This is a genomic window from Alienimonas chondri, assembly GCF_013036045.1.
Classification (GTDB): Bacteria; Planctomycetota; Planctomycetia; order Planctomycetales; family Planctomycetaceae; genus Alienimonas; species Alienimonas chondri.
The window spans coordinates 1-19461 of the sequence record NZ_WTPX01000094.1 but is presented as its reverse complement, the minus strand read 5'-3'; the positions used below and the strand labels follow the sequence as shown (position 1 = coordinate 19461).

The window sequence follows — 19461 nt, the reverse complement described above, 5'->3', positions numbered from 1 at the left end:
GGGATCGGGGGCGGGGAGAGAACTGTAGCGGCGGGGCCGCGATTATCCCCGTCCGCGCTTCGACTGGCGGTCGTCCCGAATCACTCCGCGGGCCTGTCGATACAGCTGGGCCTGCTGGCGACGCACGGCGAGCTTCAGGTCCGCCTTCGACCAGCCCGCCTTGGCGCCGATGCGGGCCAGCAGCCGGCCTTCGCGGCGATCCAGGCGCCCGTCGATCAGCGTCGCCCGCACCAGGCGGTCCATCCAAGCCTTCGCGACCGCGGGATCGTTCGGCAGGGCGACGGGCGTCTCGGACTCGCGGGCGCCCTCCAGGATTCGCTCCGCCCGCTCCTCGGAGAACCCATGATGGCGGGCGAAGGCGAGCAGATCGCGGCGTTCCTGCTCGTGCACCGTCCCGTCGGCCCACAGCATCCGGGCCGTCGCGTCCAGCAGTTCGGCGTGATTGCCCAACGCCTCCGCCGCCAGACGGGGCGAATCGCGGTCGTCGTCCCGGGAGCGGAGCGCCTCGTGGACGGTCGGCTCGTAGGCGACCACGTCCTCCAGCACCCAGCCGTGCGATCCGTCGTTGAGCGGCGCGCCGCAGTAGCCGCAGGCGTCGCGGCTGTGGGCGTCGATCGGGGCGCCGCAGGTCTCGCAGCCGGCCGAGGAGAAGGCCCGATCGACCGCCGAGACCGTCCCCCGCCGCCGTTTGAGGATCATCTCGTCGGTGCGGATCCGCTGATGGCCGTGCAAGCGCGGGCCGCGACGATCGCCGGAGGCCGGCGTCGCCGACCACCGCACCATCACCCGCAAGCGGTCGAAGTCATCGTTCCCATCTCGGCCGGCGCCGGCCGGCTGACAGCGGACCAGTTCCACCACGCCCACCGCGGGCGTTTTCCAGAAGCGGTCGTCGCCGCGATGCCAACGAGCCGGGACCGTCTCCGCCCCGCGCTGCACGACCGGGGCGGCGTAGGCGAAGTCGTCGTGATAGACCGCCATCATCGCCCGCCAGAAGATCACGGAGGCCCGGTCCTCGATCTGTTGCACGTTCAGATGCGGGTCGGTCTGCCGCAATTCCTCCCAGCCGGGCACGACTTCGGCGGCGGGGGGCACGACCCATTCTTCGTCCTGCGTGATCTCCGCCAGCACCCAGTCGTATTGGCCGGAGTTCACGATCGAACCGCACTGCGGACACTCCGCCCGGTCCACGATCGCGACCGGCCCGCCGCAGTTCGGGCAGCGGCCCTCCAGCACGGAGCGATCGGCGCTCGTTTGCACCCCCGGTCGTCGGGAGAAGGACCAGATCTCCGTGAACGGCGTCCGCGCGCGGTCGCTCTTTCCGGAGACCCATCGCCCGGTCGTGAGGCTCTCGTTATAGGTGATCGCCGCGGCGGGGATGCGGACATGGATCGTATCGAAGTACGGGGTCGACTCGACCGAGACGATCTTCGGGGATCCCGCCGTCACGTTCTTCATGCGATTGCGGATGTCCTCCGCCTTCTGCATGCCGATATATAATTCAAACCGCTCGTGCACGCCGTCGGACAGAAACGCTCGACAGGTGGAGAGGTTCTGTTCGCTCCAGGCGTATTGCGTCGTGAGGAACGCGTGGGAGACGCGGTCGAGGAACAGTTCTTCGGTGAAACCGGGGTCGCGGTCGCGCACGGCCTGCAGCGCCTCGACGCGGCGGCGCTTCTCCTGAATCTTCTTTCCGCGGCGAATCGTGCGAGTGACGCGACGGGACTTCTCTTCGTCCTTGCCGTAGTAAAAGACGAACCCGACGACGATCCAAATCGGGATCATATATTGCGGATAGAGGAACGTGAGCCGCGCCAACGCGACGATCGCCGCTCCGCCGTCGCCGCCGCCCCCGCCGGCCTGGGCGACGAGTTGCAGGAGCGAAACGAACATGGCGCGGTCGAGGGGGAGGCGGAACCCCAGTGTGAACGCTGCGGAAGACTGAGGCCAACGCGACCGGTCGGCGGACGGTTCACGTCACCCGTCCAGCCGAACCCCGCGCAATCGTAAGGCGTTACCGATGACGGACACGTCGCTGAAGGCCATCGCGGCGGCGGCGAGCATCGGCACGACGCTCAACGGGACGTGGAACAACGCCGTCAGCAGCCCGGCCGCGGCGGGGATCGCACAGGCGTTGTAGATCAGGGCGAGGGCGAGGTTCTGCTTGGCGTTGCGCATCGTCGCCCGGCCCAGCCGCACGGCCCGGGCGACCGCGGCCACGTCCCCGCCGACCAACGTGACGTCCGCGGCCCCGATCGCCACGTCGGAGCCAGCCCCGATCGCGGCGCCCACATCCGCGGCGGCCAGCGCCGGGGCGTCGTTCACCCCGTCCCCGACCATCATCACCCGCTTGCCCTGTGCTTGTAGGGCGAGAACGGCGTCGTGCTTATCCTCCGGGGAAACGCCGGCGGTGACGTGGTCGGCGTCGAGGAAGACCGAATCAGCCACGGCGACGGCCGCCTGCTTCGAATCACCAGTCAGCATCCGCACGGACAATCCCAGTGACTTGAGTTCGTGAATCGCTCCAGCCGCGTCCGCCCGCACCTGATCTCGGATCAGCAGCACACCGACGAACCGACCGGGCTTCTCGGATCGCGTAGCAAGGGCAACGCAGACGGCCGTCGCCCCGAACCGCTCGTGCGGCTCGAACTCCTCCGGAACGGACCATCCGCCCGCTTCCTTCGAATGCGTGGCGATACCGCGTTCCTGAAGAAACCGTTCCGATCCGACTAGAACCGTCGTGCCGTCGACCACCGCTTCGATCCCGCGGCCGGCGGTCGAGCGGAACCCTTCGGCGTTCGGCACATCAAGGCCTCGCTCGGCGGCGGCGGTGAGGACGGCGGCCGCGAGCGGGTGTTCGCTGCCCCGCTCTGCCGCGGCGGCCAGCGTGAGGAGATAATCCTCATCGAACCCGTGCGACGGAACGACGTCCGCAATCCGAGGCTTGCCTTCGGTGATCGTCCCCGTCTTGTCCAGCACGACGGTGTCCACCTCGCTCAACGCCTGCAACGCCGCGGCGTCTCTCACCAGCACGCCGGCCTTCGCTCCGCGGCCGACGCCCACGGTGACGCTCATCGGAATCGCCAATCCCAAGGCGCAGGGGCAGGCGATGATGAGGACCGACAACGCCCCCACGGCGCCGACGGCGAGGCGGTCCGGGCGATCGCTGAGCAGGCTCCAGCCGGCGAACGACAGCACGGCGCACAGCACGACGGCCGGGACGAACCACGCGGCGACGCGGTCCGCGAGATCCTGCACCGGCGCCCGACTGCGGCGGGCCTCCGCGACCAGCGTGACGATCCGGGCCAGCACCGTGTCCGCCCCGACACGCTCCGCGGTCATCGTGAACGACCCCGTCCCGTTGACGGTGCCGCCGGTGATCGGGTCGCCCGGCTCCTTCCGCACCGGGGCCGGTTCGCCGGTCAGCATCGATTCGTCCACGTGCGAACGGCCCTCCGACACCGTCCCGTCCACCGGCGCCGCGGCCCCGGGAACGACCCGCAGCAGGTCGCCGGGCTGCACGGCGGAGAGCGGGATCTCCTCCTCCGTACCGTCGCCCTTCACACGCCGAGCCGTCGCGGGGGCGAGGTTCATCAGGTCGCGGATCGCGTCCCCGGTGCGGCGGCGGGCGCGGCGTTCCAGCACCTGCCCCAACAGCACCAGCGCGACGATTGTCACCGCGGCTTCGAAGTAGACCGGGGGCAACACGTTGCCGTCCGGGCCGCCCTCGCCGAACGCGTCGGGGATGGCGTCGGGAACCACGGTCGCGATCACGCTGTAGAGCGTCGCCGCGGCGATCCCCAAGCCGATCAGGGTGAACATGTTCGGCCGCAGCGGCCAGAGGCTCTTCACCCCGCGTGCAAGAATCGTCCATCCGGCCCACAGCACGACCGGCAGGGTGAAGGCCAGTTGCAGCAGACGATTGGTCGTGGCGGAGAACCAATCGTTCACCGGCAGGCCGACCATCGGCCCCATCGCCAGCAGGATGACCGGCGCCGCGAGGACCGCGGCGACGACGAACCGTGTGGTCAGCGCGGCAAGGTCGCGGGCGTTTTCATCGATGGGGCACTCGTCGTTCGCCGTCGTCTTGGAGACGACGGCGAACGACGGTTCGAGGTCCATGCCGCACTGGGGGCAGTCGCCGGGGGCGTCGCGAACGACGTCCGGGTGCATCGGGCACGACCACCGACCCGCGGCGTCCTCCGCCCGGGACGTGACGCGGCCGGGAGGCGAACCGGCCAGGCCGGCGGCGGGGTTCTCCGGGATGCCGTCGTCCGCACCGCAACAGGAGCCGCAGGCCGGCTGCTTCGCCTTCGAGGGAGCAGGGAGCGGGTCGAGCGTCGGGAGCGCGGGCACGGGGCCATCCGGTTCAATGCAGATCGAATCGCCATCGTAGAGCCGATCGGAACGGCGGGAATCGGGGCGCTCCCCCGGCGCCTCGCGGCGCCGACCGCGTCAGTTCGCGAGGCCGCTCCGCACCTCGTCGTCGAGTTTCAGCAACTCCTCGTACAGCTCGCGCTGACGATCGGAGAGGGCTTTGGGGACGACGATTTTCGTCTGCACGATCTGATCGCCGTCGGTCCCGGACTTCGGGTTCTTCACGCCTTTGCCCCGCAGCCGCAGCTTGGAGCCGCTGGCGGCGCCGGGGGGGATGGTCAGGGTGACGGTGCCCTCGGAGAGGGTCGGCACGTCGACCTTGGCGCCGAGCGCGGCCTCGGCGGGGGTGAGGGGAAGATCCATGACGAGGTTCGCCCCGTCGCGGCGGAACGTCGGGTGGGCGGCGGTTTTGATCGTCAGCAGCAGATCGCCGGGCGTGCCGCCGGGGCCGCCGGGTTCGCCCTTGCCGGCCAGTCGCATCGTGCCGCCGTCAGCGATGCCGGCGGGGATCTTGACGGTCAGCGATTCCCGCTTGCCGCCGCGGTCGAGGTTCAATTCGTACTCGCCGCCCAGCGCCGCGACGGTGAAGGGCACGGTGACGGTCGTGCGCACGTCGGACCCCTTCCGAGGCCGCGTGCGGGCGCCGCCGAAGGGGCTGCCTCCGCTGCCCGGTCGGCGGCCGGCGCCGCCGAGGCCGCCCAGCAGGTCGTTCAGATCGAACCCGTCGCCGAACAGGTCGCCCATATCCACCTGCTGACCGCCGGCGCCGCCGAACGGGTGCCCGCCCCCGCCGCCGAAGGGACTGCCGCCGCCCGGTCGGCCGCCGCCGAACTGCTTGTAGTTCGAGCCGAAGCGGTCGTACTGGGCGCGTTTGTCGGCGTCGGAGAGCACGCCGTACGCTTCGCCGACAGCTTTGAAGGTCTCCGAGGCTTTGGGGTCGTCCGGATTGCGGTCGGGGTGATTCTCGCGCGCGAGTTTGCGATACGCCTTGCGGATCTCCGCGGCGTCGGCGGTGCGGGACACGCCGAGGGTCTTGTAGTAATCGTCCGCCATCGCCGGGAAAGCCCGCCGAGCGGCGGGGGTCGTTTGAAAGGAAAGAAGCTGGTGGGATTCGGGGGGCGGACATCATACGGACCGCCCCGCGACATGCCCGCCGGGGAGAACCCGGTGTTCGTGCGATTCGATCACGACGTTCCCGCTGGGCAGCGGGGCCGTGCGGCGGCGTTGTGAACGTGTCGCCCCGCCCTTCTTCGCCTCGACTTGATCCGATGCTCGCTCCGCTGCCCCTCGGTCTCGCCGCGTTGCTCGCGCTCGCCCCGCCGCCGAACTCACCGCCTCGCGACGAACCGGAGGTGCGGGAACTGATCGTCTCGCCCGCCCCGCTGCCCGATCCGGCGTTGAAACACCGGCTGACGATCCCCGACGAGGCCCGCTTGCCCGGCAGCGCCGTGACCTACTGGTATCGGGCGGAACTGGTCATGGCGCAGGATGAAACGATCCGCGTCCGCAACGCGGACGGCGCCGCAGTGCGATCCCGACAGGGGCTCGCCGGCGACCTCCTGACCGAACCGCCCGCCGATCTGACCGCGGAGCGGATTGGGCGAGACGTCGACTTCTCCGATCGGGGGGACGGGTGGGAGTCGTGGCAAGCGTTCCGCGATATGGAAGCCGCGGCCCGCCGGCCGCCGGGGGACTGGGGCTTCGGCGTCGAGGCGCTGAGCGGGCGGGAATCGGTCGAGTTTCTGCTGCCGGAGATCCAGAACGTCCGCGGCCTGGCTCGGTTGATCACGTTACGGGGCCGATCGCGGGTCGGGCGGGGCGATTACGAAGGCGCGCTCGCCGACGCGACGGTCGCGTTGCGGCTTTCGGAGGACTGCGGCCGGGCGCCGTTCCTCGTCGCGGACCTGGTCGCCGTGGCGGTGACCACGATCACGAACGACCACCTGATCGAAGCGATCGTCGCCGCGCCGGATTCGCCGAACCTCTATTACGCCCTGACCGAACGGCCGGACCCCGCCGCGGGGCTGGCGGACAGTTGGGACTTCGAGTTCTCCTTCGCCGACCGCTTCGCCCCGTGGTTGAAGGACGCGGAGACGCGAGAGTGGCCCGCGGAGCGGTGGCGTGCGGAATTGATCGCGCTGCACGAAGCGATCGACGAATTGGACGGTAATCCGGCGACGGACCGCGACCAGGCCGTCGCGACGGTCGATCGGCTGCTGACGGACGATCTGCCCGCGGCGAAGGCCGCGCTGGTCGCCGCCGGGCTGGACCCCGCCGCGGTCGACGCGATGCCGCCGGGGCAGGCGATCGCGGCGTCTCAGGCCCGGACGCTGCGGCGGATGGCCGATCGGCAGCGGGTCGCTCTCGCCCTGCCGCCGCGTCAGGCGTTGGCGGCGCTGACCGAAATTGAGACCGCTTTCACGGCCGATGGCGCCCCGGCGTTGCTGGCTCTCTCGATGTGGCCCTCCGTCCGTCAGGCGTACGCGGCGGGTCTGCGGGCGCAAACGGATCTCGCGGCCCTGTGGACGATCGAAGCCCTGCGGGCGCACGCCGCCGCCAGCGGAGCGTTCCCGCAGGCGTTGGAGGACGTCGTCGTCGTTCCCGTGCCGGAGAACCCTGGCGCCGGAAAAGCCTTCGGCTATCGGCTGGAGGGCGAAACGGCCGTGCTGGAGGTGATCCGCGACCCCGCCCGTGCGCCGGTGAACCGAATCTATCGGCTCACGCTGCGAGGCGACGGGTAGGCAAGCGGAGAAACGGCGAGCCGCGGGGCTTGTCCCCCCGGACCGCAGTCGCATCGCGACGCCGGGAGAGCGATCTAACGGCTCCAACGACCGCGTCGACGGCGACGCCGCGATGACGGCGTGCGGGTGATTGAGAATGCGTTGACTTGGCCGGTTTCGGGGTTTGGATCGCGGAATCGACGTTGGGGTATCAGGGATCGCCTGACCGGCCCGTTCCTTGCAAGCCGAAGAAGCCGATGCCCGCAGGGACTCGCGGGCGCCTCGCGCCACTGCACCACCACAGATTGCCGGACATGGACGTCCCCCCCCGCATGCGCAGGATCGTCGGTTTGCGCTTCCCCGGCGCATTGATCGCCGCCCGGGTCGCGGACCGATTGCGGAGCGTCCGGGGCGTTCGGTGGGGCGCCGCTGCGGCGCTCGCCGCGGCGAGCCTGCCGTCGGTGGCGTCGGGGCAGCTCACCGTCGACAGCGCCGCCTTCCCGGCCGGCGTGGCGCCGTATCAGGTGTCCGGCACGGAGGATTACAGTTCCGCGGGCGACTTCACGGTTGAAAGCGGCGCTGGTCTGGAAGTGCAAGGCCCCTCCGGCCATCTGATCACCGACGCCTTTTTTCAGGCCGGCACGACGGATATCTTCTCCGGCGGGCTGCTCACCGTGAACGCCGGGCTCGACTTCACGAACAGCGGCGGCACGACCACCGTCGCCGGGACGTTGAACTCCGGCCGGAACATAATTGTCAGCGGCGGGGATTTGATCGCCCAGGTCGGCGGCACGATCACCGGCGCCGCTCTGTCCCAGACCGGCTTCGGGGACTTTACGACCGCCGGCGACGTGAACCTCAGCGGGGCCGCGACCATCGCCGGGACCGGCGCTCAGTTGTCCGTGACCGGCGGCACGTTCGACGCGGCCTCCCTGGCCCTCTCCGCCAACGGGGATGCGACCACCAACGGGACCGTCACGATCGCCGGCGCCACCACCGTCGACAGCAATCTCTCCCACCTCACGGTCCAGGGCGGACAGTTCAACACCGGTTCTCTCGCGCTCACCAACGCCGGAGACGCCACGTTCAACGGCGACGTGAACGTGACCGGGGCCGCAACCCTGACCGGAGCCGGATCGCAACTGCAGGTGAACGGCGGGACGTTCGACGCCGCCTCGCTGGGTTTGTCCGGCGACGCGGGCGCCTACCTGAACGGCGACGTCAACGTGACCGGGGCTTTGACGGTCGACGGGACCGGCTCGCTGTTGAGCCAGGTCAGCGGAACGCTGGACGCTGGTTCGCTCGCCCTGACGAACAACGGCGACGTCGCCATCGGTGCCGCCACGACGCTGACCGGGAACGCCACCGCCGACGGGACGAACTCCGTCCTCAACGTGAACTCGGGCGGGTCGTTTAACGCCGTCGGACTCGGACTGACGAACGGCGGACGGCTGCAAGTGCAGGGCGGGGCCGCCGCCTTCTCCGGCGCCGCGACCGCCGACGGCGCCTCCACGGAGCTGCGGATGACCAGCGGAAGCTTCGACGCCGCATCGTTGGCTCTCAGCGGCGGGGCGACGTCGCTGTTCGAGGGCGGCATCGCCACGATCACCGGCGCCACGACCGTCGGCGGGGTCGGCTCAAACGTCGATGTCCGCAGCAGCGCCCAGTTCAACGCCGGATCGCTGGCCGTCAACGCCGGTCAGATCGCCACCGCCGGCGACGTGAACGTGACCGGCGCGGCGACGGTCACGGGGACCGGCGTCCTGCTCGACATCACCGCCGGGACGTTCGACGCCGGGTCGCTGGCGGTCTCCGGACTGAGCGAAACCAACGTGTACGGGGCGGCGACGATCGCCGGTGCCCTCACGGTCTCCGGCGGGGTCAGCCCAATTTCGCAGACCGAGTTCACTCTGGAAACGGGCGGCTCGCTCACGGCGAACAGCTTGGCCGTCACCAATCGCGGGCGGTGGACCTCGCTGCGGGACGGCAATGACACCGACATCGCCGGCGCCGTCACGGTCGACGGCAGCGGCTCCTTGCTGATTCATCATCGCGGCACGTTCGACGCTGCGACTCTGGCTTTGACGAATAGCGGCGCCGCGACGTTCGCCGACGACGCGACGTTCACCGGGGCGGTCAGCGCCGACGGAACCAGCTCGCAGTTCATCGTGCAGCCCGGCGGAACGTTCCAGGGGGCGAGCTTCCAAGCCACCAACGGCGGTTCGCTGACGACCTCAAGCGGTACGGCGACGTTCACCGGGGCGGCGAGCTTCGACGGCGCCGGCTCTCAGTTGACCCTGTTCCCCGTCGGCGCTTTGAACGCCGCGTCGTTGAGCGTGACCGATAGGGCGACCGCCTCTCTCTTCGACGGCAGCCTCGCCACGATCACCGGCGCCACGACCGTCGACAGCAACGGCGCCGCGATCGACGTCGCCGCGGGCGGCTCGTTCACCGGAACGACCCTGGCCCTCACCGACGACGGCCGGTTCGTCACGGCGGGCACGACGAGCTTCACCGGCGACGTGACCCTCGATCAGTCGAACGACGACGCGCTGGTCGGCGACGTGGGCGGGCTGCACGTCGACGGGGGAACGATGGACGTGGGAGGACGTTTCGAGGTCGGCGATCTGTCCACCGTCGAAATTACGGGCGATTTGAACGTCACGGGCGCCGTCACCTCCGGATTGGCCGCATTCCTGCACGTGAACTCGACGGGCGCGCTGACCGCCGGTTCGGGATTGGAGATCCTTGACGGCACGGAGATACGGAACGAAGGCAGCGTGGTCGTCCAGAGCGGCGACGTCGTGGTTCACGACGGCGATCTATCGGCGTACCAATCCTCCGACTTTGAGATCGTCTCGGGCGATCTGGCCGTCGTGGAGAGTTCGCAACTGGGTTCCGCCGGAACCGTGACGGTCGGCGGGGACGTGCGAATCGGCGGCGCCTCGGCGGAGTTCAATTCGACCGGCAGGCTGAACGCCGTCAACTTGATCCTGGACGCCGACGACCCACTGAACGTCCCCAAATTCAGCGACTCCAGTCTGTTCGATGTGCAGGGCGGGGCCGTCGATCTCTCCGGCGCCGCGATCGTTCGCGGAGCCAACTCCCACCTGGACGTCCGCCTCGGCGGAACGCTGGACGCGGCCTCCGTGACCGTCGTCGACGGCGGCACGTTCGAGGTCGACGCCGACTCTGCGGCGAACGTCTCGGGCGACTTCGCGTTGACCGACGGCCTCGCCACCGTGTTCGACGGCGGCACGCTGACGTTGGGATCTCTGACACAGGCCGCGACCGGCACGCTCGACGTGCAGTCCGGCGGTACGCTGACGGTCAACGGCGCCTGGGACGCGGCGACCGTCACGCTGCAGGACGGCGCCGTCTACGGCGGCGATACGACCTTCACCGGCAACGTGATCGCCGCCGGCACGCTCGCCCCCGGCAACAGCCCGGGCACGACCACGGTCGGCGGGAACTTCAACACGGTGGCCACTACCGTGCTGGACATCGAGGTGAACCCGGTTCTCGCCGGCGCCGCCCCGCGGCCGGGCGTGGACCACGACCAGATCATCGTCGGCGGCACGGCGACCATCGACGGGGGCACCCTGAAGGTCAGTCAGTTCGCCCCCGGCCGACTGAGCCGCGGCACGAAATATGACTTCCTCGTCGCGAACGCGCTGGTCGTCAACGATCCGCTGACCCTGCAGAACGTCACCGGGTTCCGGTTCATCACGCGGTTCGACGCAACGACTTACTCGCTGATCGTCGGCGGCGACGCGGCCTACGCCGGCATGGGCGCGAGCCGGAACCAGCGGGCGGTCGGCGGGGCGTTGGACGCTCTGAACGGCGCTCCGGCCCTCGCCGGGATCTTCAACGCTCTCGACACCCTCCCCACCGAAGCGGCCACCGCCGCGGCGCTGGACGGGCTGTCCGGCGAGATCTACGGCACGCACCTCTCCGCGACGAACCGCTCGTCGCTGGCCTTCCTGGACCTGATCGGCGGCCGCGACGCCGCCTTCCCGCTGCACTGCCAGACCCGTCCCGCCGGCTTGGGCGGCTGGTGGGAGAGCTACGGAACCGGCGGTCGGGTCAACGGCGACGCGAACGCCTCCACCGCGGAACTGGGCACGGTCGGCACGGCGGTCGGGCTGACGCAGTCGTTCGTCTCCGGCGGCGTTTGCGTGGACGCGGAGGCCTTCTACGGCTTCGAATCGGCCACGACGCGCGTGCCCGGCGTCGACAGCTCCGTCACCAGCGACCTGCACCGCGTGGGCGGTTCGCTGCGGGTCGGCGCCGGGCGGGCCTTCGGTCGCGTCACCGCGTTCGGCGGGACCAGCGAGAGCGAATCCCGCCGGGCCGTGCAAATCGACAGCCCGCTCCTCCCCTTCGCCGACCGCACGACGGGCGCCTTCGACGGCTCCCTCGCCGCGGCCGATGCGGAGACCGGCCTGCTGTTCGGCTCGCCGAGCGATTACCTCATGCCGATCGTCGGGCTGCGATACGCCCACACCCGGCAGGACGAATTGACGGAAGCCGGCGGTCTCGCGGCGTTGAACGTGGACGAACGGCCCCTGAGCGAACTCCGCGCCCGCGTCGGTCTGCGGGCGGGCGGGGTCTTGATCGCCTCGAACGTCCTTCCCGTCTCCGGCACGATGGAGGCCGTTTATAGCCGCGACGTCAGCGCCGGCACGGTCGGCGATTACGACGCCCGCTTCGCCGCGGCGCCCGGTTCGACCTTCGCCGCCCGCGGCACGGACTTCGGCGCCGACCGCATCGTGCTCGGCCCGGGCCTGACGATCGGCGACGGTCCGGTGCGTCTCTCCACGAATTATCGGGCCGGGCTGGGCGAAGACAGCGTCCTGCACAGCGGCGACGCCCGTTTGGAAGTGCTGTTTTGATTCCTGCCAGCGAGCCGGGGGGTTCATCCCCCCGGACCGGCGAGCGCAGCGATCCGAACGGGCTGCGACGCCTCGAAAGCCCGGTCCGGGGGGACAAGCCCCCCGGCTCGCTGAATCGCCGCACAGGTTCGCTCAGGCGACGGCGGTTTCGAGTTCGCTCATCAATTGGTCCGGCCGGAACGGTTTATAGAGCACGCCGTGCAGCCCCTCGCGGCGGGCGCGGACGATGCTGTGGCCGGGGTCGTAGCCGAAGCCGGTCATAAAGATGACCGGCAGCCCGGGGGCGAAGTCGCGGAGGGCGCAGAAGCACTCATAACCGCCGGCTCGCATCTCATCCGCCAAGTCGGCGCCGGGGTCGCAGGTTTCCTCCGTCTCGCCGCCCTCATGATGTGCGACGGCCCCCGCGAGGTCGCCGGGCGGCAGGCGAATATCCACCAGCGCCGCGTCGTAGGGGAAGCTGCGGGCCATCATCAACGCCTCGCCGGCGTCGTGGGCGGTTTCGACCTCGCAGCCGGCCCGGCCGAGCAGCGTGTGGGCGGCGGTCCGCACATGGGCGTCGGCGTCGGCGACCAGCACCCGCGCGCCCTTCAATGCCGGGTGGACCGGGCCGGCCGGCAGGGGAGTGCGGGTCGGTTCGGGTCGCAGTTCCTCGCCGACCCGGTGAATCAGCGTTTTGATCTCCCGGCTCCGCACCAACACCCGTTTGAGCCGGTCGGACATCTCCCGGCCATGCCCGATATATCTCTCCATCAGCCACGCCGCGTCCCGCAGAATTTCGTCCAGCGGGGCGGCGACTTCCCGGAGGGTGCGTTCGGTGCTTTCCCGCGCCGTGCTGTATTTCTCCGCGACTAGTAACTCCAGCGTGTGCAGCGCCGCGGCGATCTCGCGGGCGAACAACTCCGCGAAGCGGACGTCGTCCTCGGTGAAGGCCGCCGGTTCGCAGCTTTCCACGTTAAAGGTGCCGAGGATCTGTTCGCCCAGCACCAGCGGGACCGTCAGGGCGCTGCGGGCGCCGGGGGCGCCGGGTAAATAATGCGGGTCGCAGGCGGTGTCCGGGCAGAGATACGGCCGACCGGTGGAGGCTACCAGGCCGGTGGCGCCGTTCTGTTCGACATCGGCCCGCAGCGCCATTTCCGGGACGCCCTCCGCCATGCCGGAACTCAACAACGGCCGCAGTTCGCCCGTGAAATCGTCCAGCAGACGAATTTCGACCGTATCGAACTCCATGAGATCGCGGGTGAACTGCAACACCTTGCCGCGCAGCAGTTCGATGCGGTCCTCGGCGCTCATGTCGGGGACTTCCTCCGGGGAGAGGTCGCCCAACTCTTCGCCGGCCCGGCGGATTGCGTCCAGCTTCTGACTGTGCCGAATTTCCGTCGTCACGTCTCGAACGACCAGCACCACGCGGCGAGCGGACGCCTCGTCGGCCGGGGGCGCTCCCTCTGCCGCGGGCGCACCCTTCGTCAAGGACGCTCCGCCCATGTCCGCCTCGGTCAGCCGCCGGGCGGAGAGGGCGAGGAACCGCTCACGGACCTCCAGCACGTTCTCCGCGGCGGCCCCCTCGGCATGCCGCGTTTCGGCGCACGGATCGCGGTTCAAAATCGTTTGAACCGGACACCCGCCGGAGCGGAGGAAGTCGCCTTCCTCCGGGATCCAACCGCAAAGTTCGTACAGCCGGCGACCGAGAGGGGCGGGTTCGCCCTCGGGAAGGGCTATGACGTCCGCCAGACGACCGTTCTCCCAGACGACGACGTAGTCCGCGTCCACGATCGCGACCGCCTGGGGCAACCGGGCAAGGATCGCGGCGGGATCGATCAAGGTCGAATCGAGAGCGGCGAGAGGCGATCCGTGGCGGCGGGCGCCAAGGCTCCGAGCAAAAAAGCGTACCTCATCTTACGACAGGGTTCTCGGCGGACCAAACGATCTCGGGAACTGCCGGAGAGAATCGCCGACCGATCTGCCGTTCAAACGGCGATGCGGACGGCGATGCGGACGGGTCGGCCTGACGCTCGCTCGTTCGTCGCACCCCGCGGAGCCAACGGCGGGGCCGACCGCCGCGTAGGAACGGCGCCGCGATGGCGATATCGTCCCGCCCGTCGTCTCCGGTTCCGTCGCCTCACGCCCCCGCCGCTTTCGTGTCCGCCCCGCTCGCTTCCGGACCGACCGTTCCGCTCGGCCGCATCCCCGGGGAGACCGATCTCTCCGACTGCGGGCCGGGCCGGCCGCTGCACTTCATCCTCGGTCCCTGCGTGATCGAGGGGGAGGACTTCGTGTTGAAAGCCGCGGATCGCGTGGCGTCGATCGCCGCGGACCTCGGCGTGCCGGCGGTGTTCAAGTGCAGCTTCGATAAAGCGAACCGCACCAGCGCCAGCAGCTTCCGCGGACCAGGCCTCGACGAGGGGCTGCGGATCATGGAGAAGGCCGGCGCCGCGACCGGGTTGCCCCTCACCACGGACGTGCATCTGCCCAGCCAGTGCGACGCGGTCGCGCAGGTCATCGACGTGCTGCAAATCCCCGCGTTCCTGGCCCGCCAGACGGATCTGCTCGAAGCGGCGGCCGCGGCGGTGCTCAAACACGGGGGGGCGGTGAACGTCAAGAAGCCGCAGTTCGTCGCCCCGGAGGACACCCGTCACGCCGTCGAGAAGCTCCGCGGCGCCGGCTGCGACCGGGTCTTGCTGACGGAGCGCGGCAGCGCCTTCGGCTACGGGCGATTGGTCAATGACTTCACCGGGCTGGCGGTGATGGCCTCCTTCGGCGTGCCGGTGGTGTTCGACGCGACCCACAGCGTGCAGCGGCCCGGCGGCGCGACGACCGGCGGGAACCGCGCCGCCGTCCCCCCGCTGGCCCGTGCCGCCGTCGCCGCGGGCGTCGATGCGGTGTTCCTCGAATGTCACCCCGACCCGGACAACGCCCAAAGCGACGGCCCGAACCAAGTAGATTTTAAAGACGTCCCCGACCTGCTCCGTAGCCTCGTGCGGCTGCGCGAGGTCGTGTTGAACTTGCATTGAACCGCCTCGTGCGCCGCCCCGTCCGTTTGTTTCCTCGCCCCCGAGCCGTCGTGTCCCGACCCGCGTTTGTTCGTCCGCTGTCGGCGTCGCTGTTCCTCGCGGCGGCGGTGGGGCTGGGGCTTTCCTCGCTGGGCGGGTGCGGTCGGGAGCAGAAGCGGGAGGTGATCGACGTGAACCCCGGCGGCCAGGGGCCGGCGGCGGTCGCGGAGGACGGCCAGTGCGGCCGCTGGCTGGACGACGCCACGGCGATGCTGGTCCCCGGCGATCTGGGCCGCACCGCCGAAGCGGACAAAGCCGCGCTGCTGCTGTCGCTCTATTTGCAGCAGAAAGCCTGCACCGGCGTGGACCCCGGCCCGCTGCCGCTGGACGCCGCGGCGGAGAAGGTGGTCGCTCAGATTTTGGGTGAGGACGGCGTGGCGACGGTGACGGAGCGCCGCGTCGACGCCGGGGACGCCCGGTTCTTCCGCACCCGTCGGATGGACGCCGCCGCGGTCGATGCGGCGCTCGGCCCGGGGGGCGAACGGAACATGGAGCCGGAAGCGATCGCGGTCGCGCTCAACCGATACGTCGCGGAACGATTGTTCCCGCTCGGCTCGACGGGCGCCCCTCGAACCCCGGGGACGACCTACGACGCCCGCCTCCGCGGCGAAGGCGACTGGGCCGACCGGGCCTGGCTGCTGGCCGATCTGCTGCGACAGGCGCGGCTGGACGGCGTCCTCCTCACCCCCTGGGGGACCGGCGAACCGAGCGAGCCGACCGCCTGGGTCGGCGTGCTGCTGCCGGGCGAACCGGCGACGGTCGCCCTGTTCGACATGCGCACCGGCCTGCCGGTGCCCAGCCCCGGCGACCCCGACCGCCCGGCTCGATTGAACGAGGTCCGCACCGACGCCGCCGCCCGCACGGCGATGACGGCGTTCTACGAAAGCGCCGAACTCCCTGTGCCCGACGAGGCGGCGCTGGAGAACCTCACGCCGCAACTGATCGGCGAACCCGGTTGGTGGCGCCTGGCGAGCGGGCTGGTCTCCCTGCCCCCCGTCGGGAACGCGACCGGCGGACCGGCAGCGTCGGGCCGCGTGCCGCGGACGTTCGACCCGCTGCACGATCGCACGATTGAGAAGGGGCTTGTGAACCGAGTCGCCGCGGCCGGGTTCGAGGAGAACGCCCTGACCGTCTGGCCCGTGCCGGCAGAGCGGGGGGCGGAAGCGGCGGCGGCGTTTCCGGAGACGCTGGCCGCGCCCCTGCGTATCGGGGTGAAGCCGCCGGGCGGCGTGACGATCACCGAGGAGGGGCAGTTCGTCGATCGCAACGGCGAACCGATCGACGACGTGGCCGGCTCGGCGATCGAAACCGGAACCAGCGATAAGCTCTGGACCGCCCGTCACGCGCAGCTCGCCGGCGGGCGGGACGGGGCGCGGGAAGCGGCGGGCATTCTGGAGGAGGTTCTGTCGCCGGAGCAGACCGGCTCGCTGTTCAGTCCGCGCCCGCTGCCGCCGGTCACCGAGGCGGAGATCCGAGGCGAGTTGGCCTCCGCCCAGCGGAACGCCGCCGCGATGGGGGAGGGCCGCGACGTCGGCGGCAGCGTGAGTCGCGACGCCCGCACGGAAAACGCGATATTGCGGGCCGCCGCGGCGAACGGCCTCGCCCCGTGGCCGCCGGGAACGCCCCTGCCGGAGGCGTTCCAGGCCGTGCAAGCGGCGGCGATCCCGGAGGCGGCGCTGTTCTTCGCGGAGGTGCAGGCCGAGCGCGGTCGGCCGGACGCCGCGGCGCGACTGCTGAACGACTTGCTCAACGGCCCGCCCAACGTCCGCAAGGCGACCGCGGCGAGTTTGCTCGCCAAGATCATCGCGGACGACGACGATCCCGCGACCGCCGCACGGCTCGCCCGACAGTTCGTCGGCGGTCCGGACGGACCGCGACTCAAGGCGTGGATCGCCCGCTGGACCGCCCCGCCGCCGTCCGATGCTTCGCCGTCCGCTCAGGAAAACGCCGCCGACGCCGATGCCGCTGAGAGCGATGACCCCGAGAGTGATGCCCCTGAGAGCGATGCCGCCGAGTGAGTGATTCGACTGCTCAGGGGGCGGACGCCCCCCGCTCGCCGTTGGTCGAGGTTCTGCGAAAGCACTGGTTCCTCGCCGCCCTGATGATCGTGATCCCGCTGGGGCTGGCCGTCGGCTGGAACCCCGGGAGCACGCCGGCGGCGTGGGGGCCGCCGGGCGACTGGTTCGACGCCCGCTACCTCACCGCGGCGGTGCTGTTCCTGATGGCGTTCAGTCTGAACAGCAACAAGCTGGTCGCGGCGATCTCCAAGCCCGGTCCGGTGCTGTGGGCGGCGGCGTGCAACGTCGCGCTCGTCCCGCTGCTGGCCTGGCCGCTGAGCTACACGCAGGGGCTGATCGACTTCCGGCTCGGCCTGATGATCGCCGCCGCCAGCGCCTGCACGATGGCCGGGGCGAGCGTCTGGACGCGACAGGCCGGCGGGAACGACGCGGTGTCGCTGCTCGTCACGCTCTCCACGAACGGACTGTGCTTCCTGACGGCCCCCGCGGCGCTGCTGGTCACGACGGGGCAGAGCGTCGAGTTCGACGTGCCCGCCTTGATGGTCCGGCTGCTGCTCACCGCGGCCCTGCCGATGGCGGTGGGACAGGCGGTGCGGGCGATCCCCGCGGTCGGCCGGCTCGCCGCGGGGCGGCGCGCGACGTGGGGGAACCTCGCCCTGTTCCTCGTGCTGGGGATCGTCTTCACCGGCGCGGCGAAGGCCGGTCGCACGCTGGACGACCTCGGCGTGACCGAAGCCGACGGCGGCGCCCAACTCCTCGCGGCGATCGCGTGGGTCTGGGCCTGCTGCGTGTTCGTCCACGCCACGGCGATGGGCGTCGCGTACCTCGGCGCCCGCCTGTTCGGCTTCGGGCGCGGCGAACAGATCGCCTGCGCCTTCGCCGGCAGTCAAAAGACGTTGCCGATCGGGCTGCTGATCGCCGTCAGTCCGGCGATGTTCGGCGATCCGAACCTGCTCGGCCCCGGGCGGGGCGTCCCGCTGGCGGTCTTCCCGATGCTGATGTACCACGCCAGCCAGATGTTTCTGGACACCGTGGTGGCGAGCCGGTTTCGAGCCGATGCGCCGACGGTCGAGGAACCTGCGTCCCCCGTGGCATTGCACGAAGAAGAGAGCGCGGAGGGCTGACGCCCCCCGCGGGCCCGCAGGTTCGATTCGCCCGCGGACTCAGTTCGCGGGGCCGCTGACGCTGGCGGCGTCGAGCTGGTATTCCTCGATCGCCCGCACCTGGTTGGTGTACTGGAACTCCGGGCCAGCCGGGAAGAACTGCACGTCGTCCTTCAGGTAGTACGGGCTGGGCAGCGTCTGGCCCGCCATGCTGGCCTGACAGCCGGTCAGACCGACCGAGGCGACGGCGGCGCCGCACAGGACGGCGGAGGCGGCCAGCGTACGGGCCAGATAGGAGGCGCGGGCAGTCCGCGAGGTCGGAAGCGACATCGGTGTGGGGCGTCCGTTCGGGACTCAGCGGCGGCGGGAAACGACGCCCGAACGATCGGGGGTCGGCCCGCGGATCGGGGTCGGCCCGTGGTTCGGGTCGTGACGGTGGCATCGGAAGATTAGGCCGCCCGGCTTCACCCCGCCCGCCCGGCGTTCGCGGATTTCCCGGCGCAATCCTTCGTTCCCGTACGACCTGATCGCCCTGAAGACCGCCGATCTTGAATCGACAGGGCGGTGAACATTTGATTTTCGACCGGACTCGTGTCGGCGGCGCCGGCGCGCAGCGGGGCGTTGAGAACTGCGGGGGCAGCGGTCCGAACGGGAGGGGTATGGATCTCCTCGCCGACGACTTCGCCCTATCCCCCCCGGCTCTGGCCCTGTTGGCGGCGTACGACGCCGCCGTCAAACAGGCCGCCGCGGAGCACGCCGCCCAAAGGAAAGCCGACGCCGCCACGCCCGCCGACGACGGTGATGCGGAGAGCCTGACGAGCGACGTGGAGGAGTTGAGCGAGGCGTTGAGTGAAGAGGAGGACGACGACGCGAGTGCTGACGCGACGGGGACGAAACCCTCCGCAAAGCCGGTCGCGGTGCCGCGGTTGGCCCCGGAGACCGTCGTCCAGGCCTCCGACGACGGGGCGGACGATCGTGACAGAGAAGACGGCGACGTCGACGACGGCGACGCGGACCTGCACGGCTTGCTGCTCGCCGCGGGGGCGCTGGACGTGGACCTCTCCAACGTCGCCGCCGGCGTGCGTTACCGCGTCACCCGCTCCGGCCGCGGGATGCTGGCCAAGGCGGCGTAACGCGGAGGCTCCGCTAGATCGTCGCTCCCCTCTCCCTTGAGGGAGAGGGGCCGGGGGTGAGGGTGAACGAGCCTTCACCCGCAGGCCGTGAATCTTGTCGGGTTGAACGACGGAGCGATGGGGCGGTGAACCGCGGTGGGGCGGTGAATGCCCCCTCACCCCCGACCCCTC

The 19461-nt window shown here is 70.5% G+C and carries 11 protein-coding genes; 6 read left to right on the top strand and 5 right to left on the bottom strand.

The window, feature by feature from the left end:
• Positions 1-42 precede the first annotated feature (42 nt).
• The 3 genes from LzC2_RS13955 to LzC2_RS13945 form a co-directional block, all read right to left on the bottom strand.
• Entirely contained in the window at positions 43-1890 is a 1848-nt protein-coding gene (locus LzC2_RS13955; protein WP_171188010.1) for a TIM44-like domain-containing protein, read from the bottom strand.
• 84 nt (positions 1891-1974) lie between these two features.
• The gene (locus tag LzC2_RS13950; RefSeq protein ID WP_171188008.1) at positions 1975-4353 is read right to left on the bottom strand and encodes a copper-transporting P-type ATPase; all 2379 of its coding nucleotides are present in this window, start codon (positions 4351-4353) and stop codon (positions 1975-1977) included.
• Positions 4354-4452: 99 nt separating this feature from the next.
• The gene (locus tag LzC2_RS13945; protein WP_171188006.1) at positions 4453-5427 is read right to left on the bottom strand and encodes a DnaJ C-terminal domain-containing protein; all 975 of its coding nucleotides are present in this window, start codon (positions 5425-5427) and stop codon (positions 4453-4455) included.
• Between the two features lie 215 nt (positions 5428-5642).
• On the opposite strand from LzC2_RS13945, the gene LzC2_RS13940 reads away from it, so the two are divergent.
• Together LzC2_RS13940 and LzC2_RS13935 are read left to right on the top strand one after the other, a co-directional pair.
• Positions 5643-7115: a hypothetical protein gene (locus LzC2_RS13940; RefSeq protein ID WP_171188004.1), complete on the top strand. Its 1473-nt coding sequence runs from the start codon at positions 5643-5645 to the stop codon at positions 7113-7115.
• 293 nt (positions 7116-7408) lie between these two features.
• On the top strand, positions 7409-11989 hold the full coding sequence (locus LzC2_RS13935; protein WP_171188002.1) for a hypothetical protein: 4581 nt from the start codon (positions 7409-7411) through the stop codon (positions 11987-11989).
• 132 nt (positions 11990-12121) lie between these two features.
• Here LzC2_RS13935 and LzC2_RS13930 read toward each other — a convergent pair whose 3' ends face one another.
• Entirely contained in the window at positions 12122-13807 is a 1686-nt protein-coding gene (locus LzC2_RS13930; RefSeq protein ID WP_171188000.1) for a GAF domain-containing protein, read from the bottom strand.
• Positions 13808-14124: 317 nt separating this feature from the next.
• Between LzC2_RS13930 and kdsA the strand changes: the two genes are divergently transcribed.
• From kdsA to LzC2_RS13915, 3 genes are read left to right on the top strand one after another with little or no spacing between them, the layout of a single operon-like run.
• A complete protein-coding gene (gene kdsA, locus LzC2_RS13925; RefSeq protein ID WP_315854671.1) occupies positions 14125-14997 on the top strand; it encodes a 3-deoxy-8-phosphooctulonate synthase in 873 nt (290 codons plus the stop codon).
• A gap of 50 nt (positions 14998-15047) precedes the next feature.
• Positions 15048-17054: a hypothetical protein gene (locus LzC2_RS13920; protein WP_171187995.1), complete on the top strand. Its 2007-nt coding sequence runs from the start codon at positions 15048-15050 to the stop codon at positions 17052-17054.
• On the top strand, positions 17051-18178 hold the full coding sequence (locus tag LzC2_RS13915; RefSeq protein WP_171187993.1) for a bile acid:sodium symporter: 1128 nt from the start codon (positions 17051-17053) through the stop codon (positions 18176-18178). The genes LzC2_RS13920 and LzC2_RS13915 overlap by 4 nt, the downstream gene beginning before the upstream one ends.
• A 39-nt stretch (positions 18179-18217) precedes the next feature.
• Here the strand turns inward: LzC2_RS13915 and LzC2_RS13910 are convergent, their stop codons facing one another.
• Positions 18218-18487: a hypothetical protein gene (locus tag LzC2_RS13910; RefSeq protein WP_171187991.1), complete on the bottom strand. Its 270-nt coding sequence runs from the start codon at positions 18485-18487 to the stop codon at positions 18218-18220.
• A gap of 329 nt (positions 18488-18816) precedes the next feature.
• Here LzC2_RS13910 and LzC2_RS13905 point away from each other — a divergent pair, with 329 nt between their 5' ends.
• Complete coding sequence (locus LzC2_RS13905; protein WP_171187989.1) at positions 18817-19290, top strand: hypothetical protein; 474 nt, start codon at positions 18817-18819, stop codon at positions 19288-19290.
• Positions 19291-19461: the final 171 nt, after the last annotated feature.

Coding starts and splice junctions, on each gene's coding strand:
- LzC2_RS13955 (WP_171188010.1), bottom strand. CDS start 1,890: ATGTTCGTTTCGCTCCTGCAACTCGTCGCCCAGGCCGGCGGGGGCGGC.
- LzC2_RS13940 (WP_171188004.1), top strand. CDS start 5,643: ATGCTCGCTCCGCTGCCCCTCGGTCTCGCCGCGTTGCTCGCGCTCGCC.
- LzC2_RS13905 (WP_171187989.1), top strand. CDS start 18,817: ATGGATCTCCTCGCCGACGACTTCGCCCTATCCCCCCCGGCTCTGGCC.
- LzC2_RS13910 (WP_171187991.1), bottom strand. CDS start 18,487: ATGTCGCTTCCGACCTCGCGGACTGCCCGCGCCTCCTATCTGGCCCGT.
- LzC2_RS13935 (WP_171188002.1), top strand. CDS start 7,409: ATGGACGTCCCCCCCCGCATGCGCAGGATCGTCGGTTTGCGCTTCCCC.
- LzC2_RS13945 (WP_171188006.1), bottom strand. CDS start 5,427: ATGGCGGACGATTACTACAAGACCCTCGGCGTGTCCCGCACCGCCGAC.